This is a genomic window from Microbacterium sp. CCH5-D1, assembly GCF_001557335.1.
GTDB classification, from domain to species: domain Bacteria; phylum Actinomycetota; class Actinomycetes; order Actinomycetales; family Microbacteriaceae; genus Microbacterium; species Microbacterium oxydans.
In genome coordinates this window covers 1-4,255 of sequence record NZ_LSJW01000073.1, presented here as the reverse complement: position 1 = coordinate 4,255, position 4,255 = coordinate 1, and the positions used below count along the sequence as shown (strand labels likewise).

At 70.2% G+C, this 4,255-nt stretch carries 5 protein-coding genes; all 5 read left to right on the top strand.

Going from position 1 to position 4,255, the window contains the following annotated elements; translation table 11 throughout:
- Positions 1–854: CPBP family intramembrane glutamic endopeptidase (locus AX744_RS04920; protein ID WP_061015572.1), on the top strand; the 854-nt coding region annotated here is incomplete at its 5' end.
- Between the two features lie 31 nt (positions 855–885).
- Positions 886–1,545, top strand: coding sequence for an O-methyltransferase (locus tag AX744_RS04915; RefSeq protein ID WP_061015571.1), 660 nt, complete (start codon positions 886–888; stop codon positions 1,543–1,545).
- A 97-nt stretch (positions 1,546–1,642) separates the two neighbouring features.
- Positions 1,643–2,923 (top strand): phosphopyruvate hydratase, encoded by a 1,281-nt coding sequence (gene eno / locus AX744_RS04910; RefSeq protein WP_046749639.1) that lies wholly within the window; start codon positions 1,643–1,645, stop codon positions 2,921–2,923.
- 73 nt (positions 2,924–2,996) lie between these two features.
- Positions 2,997–3,602, top strand: coding sequence for an FtsB family cell division protein (locus AX744_RS19920; RefSeq protein ID WP_197429152.1), 606 nt, complete (start codon positions 2,997–2,999; stop codon positions 3,600–3,602).
- A 47-nt stretch (positions 3,603–3,649) separates the two neighbouring features.
- Positions 3,650–4,192, top strand: coding sequence for a DUF501 domain-containing protein (locus AX744_RS04900; protein ID WP_058632524.1), 543 nt, complete (start codon positions 3,650–3,652; stop codon positions 4,190–4,192).
- Positions 4,193–4,255 lie beyond the last annotated feature (63 nt).

Genomic DNA, 4,255 nt, shown 5'->3' with positions numbered 1-4,255 from the left:
CACTGTGGCTGGGCGACGGTCTCGCCGAGCCGATGTCGGTCTTCCTGCTGCCGATCATGATGTTCACCCCTGCGATCGCCGCGCTGGTGGTGACGTTCCTGATGCGCGTCCCCGCGCCAGGGCGGCGCGCCCGCTTCCTCGGACTGTGGCCGTTGCGCCCCGCGAAACGTGTGATCTGGCTCATGGTGGCTGGCTGGCTCGCGCCGCCGCTCCTGGTGGCACTGGGCATCCTGTTGTCCGCGGCTCTCGGCTTCGTGCAGCTCGACCTGACGTTCGCGGCCTTCGCCGCCGAGCTGGAGAAGGCCGTCCCGGCCGGTACGCCGCTTCCTCCGGTCCAGGTCATCGTGTTCGCGCAGCTGGCGATGATCCCGGTCGGCGGGCTGTTCAACAGTCTCTTCGCATTCGGAGAGGAGCTCGGGTGGCGGGGCTGGCTGCTGCCGGCACTGCGCCCGCTCGGGACCTGGCCTGCGCTGATCCTCAGTGGCGTGATCTGGGGTCTCTGGCACAGTCCGGTCATCCTGCTCGGCTACAACTTCGGGCGCACTGACATCACCGGGGTGCTGTTCATGGTCGGCGGATGCGTGGCCTGGGGCATCCTGCTCGGCTGGCTGCGTCTGCGGTCGGCCTCCGTGTGGCCGGCCGTGATCGCGCACGGCTCGTTGAACGCGGCTGCGGGGATGGTCATGATCTTCGCCGCTGCGCAGCCGGACCTCGCTCTCGCAGGTCCCCTGGGGGTCGCCAGCTGGGTCGTGATCGCCGCGGTCGTGCTCGTGCTCGTGTCGACCGGCCAGTTCCGACGGCAGCCCGAGCTCGCTGACGCGCCCGGTCGTCTGCTCTCCACGCCGCGCCCTTGACGGAGGGCAGCGGCGGGGGTTGGCTGAGGCCATGGAATCCACCCCCGCCGCCTGGTCCGATGCCGACTCCTACCTCGCCGACCTGCTCGTCGGTCCCGACCCCGACCTGGAGTCGGCGCTCGCCGCCCAGCGTGACGCGGGCATGCCCGAGATCGAGGTCGCTCCGGTGGCCGGCAAGCTCCTGCATCTGCTGGCCCGGATCAGCGGCGCGCGCAGGGTGCTCGAGATCGGCACCCTCGGCGGGTACTCCACGATCTGGCTCGCCCGCGCCGTCGGCTCCGATGGTCGCGTCGTGACGGTCGAGGCGGAGGCGGACAACGCGGCGGTCGCACGCGCCAGCATCGACGCCGCGGGCGTCGGAGACCGCGTTGACATCCGGGTGGGCAGGGGAGCGGACGTGCTTCCGACCCTGGTCGGCGGATTCGACCTGGTGTTCATCGACGCCGACAAGGAGTCCAACACGATCTACCTCGACTGGGCGGCGAAGCTCGGTCATCCCGGCACCGTCATCGTTCTCGACAACATCGGGCGCGAGGGCGAGATCGTCCGTGACGACTCCGACGACCCCAAGGTCGTCGGCACGCGCGAAGGTCTGCGCATGCTGGGGGAGGACCCGCGCTTCGATGCCACGGCACTGCAGACCGTGGGAGCCAAGGGATGGGACGGCTTCGCGATCGCGGTCGTCGTCTGACGGGCGGGTCCTCGGAGCCGTCGGGAGGCCGGGCTAGACTGGGCGCGGATCGACGACGCTCCACACAACGTTTTCCCCCTGAGCAAGGAGCACATCAGTGGCACTGATCGAGGCTGTAGGCGCACGCGAGATTCTCGACTCGCGCGGAAACCCGACCGTCGAGGTGGAGGTCCTCCTCGACGACGGCATCGTGCAGCGGGCGGCCGTGCCGTCCGGTGCATCCACCGGCGCGTTCGAGGCGTACGAGCTCCGCGACGGCGACAAGAGCCGCTACGGCGGCAAGGGCGTGCTCAAGGCCGTCGAGGCCATCATCGACGAGCTCGGACCGGCGATCGAAGGCGTCGAGGCCAGCGAGCAGCGCATCGTCGACGAGATCCTCATCGAGGTCGACGGCACCGAGAACAAGAAGCGCGTCGGCGCCAACGCCATCCTCGGCGTGAGCCTCGCGGTCGCGAAGGCCGCGGCCGACTCGGCCGACCTTCCGCTGTTCCGCTACCTGGGCGGTCCGAACGCCCACGTGCTCCCCGTTCCGCTGTTCAACGTCATCAACGGTGGCGAGCATGCAGACAACGGCATCGACATGCAGGAGTTCTTCCTCGCGCCGATCGGTGCGGAGACCTACTCCGAGGCACTGCGCTGGGGCGTGGAGACCTACCACGTGCTGCGCGCCGAGCTGAAGGCCGCGGGCTACGCGACCGGCCTCGGCGACGAGGGCGGCTTCGCTCCGGACCTGCCCAGCAACCGCGAGGGTCTCGACTTCCTCGTGAAGGCGATCGAGAAGGCCGGCTTCACGCCGGGCACCGACATCGCGCTCGGCCTCGACGTCGCAGCGACCGAGTTCTTCAAGGACGGCGTCTACCGCCTCGACAACAAGGACTGGGACGCCGCCGCTCTCACCGAGTACTACGTCGGACTCGTCAACGACTTCCCGATCGTCACGATCGAAGACGCTCTGGCAGAGGACGACTGGGACAACTGGAAGCACCTGACCGAGGCGCTCGGCTCGAAGGTGCAGCTGGTCGGCGACGACCTGTTCGTCACCAACCCGCAGCGTCTCGCCGACGGCATCAAGCGCGGTGTCGCCAACTCGCTGCTCGTGAAGGTCAACCAGATCGGCACGCTCACCGAGACGTTCGACGCGGTCAGCCTCGCACAGCGCTCGGGCTACACCGCGATGCTGTCGCACCGTTCGGGTGAGACCGAGGACACCACGATCGCCGACCTGGTCGTCGCGACCAACGCCGGTCAGATCAAGGCCGGCGCGCCCGCTCGCAGCGAGCGCGTCGCGAAGTACAACCAGCTGCTGCGCATCGAGGAGGAGCTGGGCGACGCCGCGGTCTTCGCCGGCCGTTCCGCGTTCCCGCGCTACCAGGCCTGAGCGCACACACGCACGCAGAGCCGCCTGCGGGCGGTGAACACCGCCGCTGATGCGGCACGACGAAGGAGGAGCCGTGGCACGACGACCGGCTCCTCCTTCGCCGTCTCCGGGAGCGCACACGCCGAAACCCGCGGCGAAAGGCAAGGGCAGGGCGACGCCGAAGGCCCGCGCGACGGCGCCTTCGGCCGCGCGCGCGGCGGCGCCTTCGACCGCGCGCGCGGCGGCGGGGAGCCGAGGCGGAGCCCCCCGCGTCGATGTGCGCGAGTGGGCTTCCGGCATCCGCCTCTCCGCCTTCTCCGTCATCATGCTCTCGCTGGTGGTGCTCGGCGCGTGGGTGCTGGTGCCGACGCTCGGGACCTTCATCGACCAGCGCCAGAAGATCGCAGCCCTCGAGGCCTCCGTGCAGGTGAGCGAAGACCAGATCGCGGCGCTCGAAGCCGAACGCGAGCGCTGGAACGACCCCGCGTACATCACGACGCAGGCCCGCGAGCGCCTCTATTACGTGAAACCAGGCGAGGTCGTCTACCTGATCGACAACGACCTCGATCCTGCTGCACTCCCGCGGGAGCAGGAGCCGGTGAGCGACACGCTCGTCGAGAAGCCGACGGACTGGATGCCGCAGCTGCTGCGCACCCTCGTGTCGTCCGGGCTCAGCGACACCGCCGCCGTCACTCGCTGAGCATCCGCTCCGAGCATCTTCCCCGCAGCCTCCCCTACGCTGGTGGGGTGACCACGCCGCCCTTCCCCGCCCCCACGCCCGCCGAACTCGCCGTCGTGTCGGCCCAGCTCGGCCGTTCCGCCCGGGGTGTGGTGGGTATCGCGGCCCGTTGCGTCTGCGGCAACCCGACGGTGGTCGCCACCACGCCGCGCCTGCCGGACGGCACGCCGTTCCCCACGTTCTACTACCTCACGCACCCCGCGGCGACGGCGGCGATGTCGACGCTGGAAGCCACCCAGGTGATGCCCGAGCTCGCCGCACTCATCGCCGAGGACGAGGACATGGCTGCGGCCTATCTCGCAGCCCACGAGGCCTACCTGGCGGATCGTGCCGAGTTCGGCGAGGTCCCCGAGATCGACGGCATCTCCGCGGGTGGCATGCCCACGCGCGTCAAGTGCCTGCACGCCCTGGCCGGGCATGCCCTGGCCGCCGGTCCTGGAGTGAACCCGATCGGCGACGCGGCGCTCGCGCGTTCCTCCTGGTCGCCCGCCGTCTGCCGCTGCGAAGACCCCGGCGCTGCCACCCGCGACGCGGCGGCCTCCACGGCATGACCGTGCGCCGGACGCTGCGCAGCGCTGCCGCCATCGTGGTGGTCGCAGCGTCCGTGCTGCTCA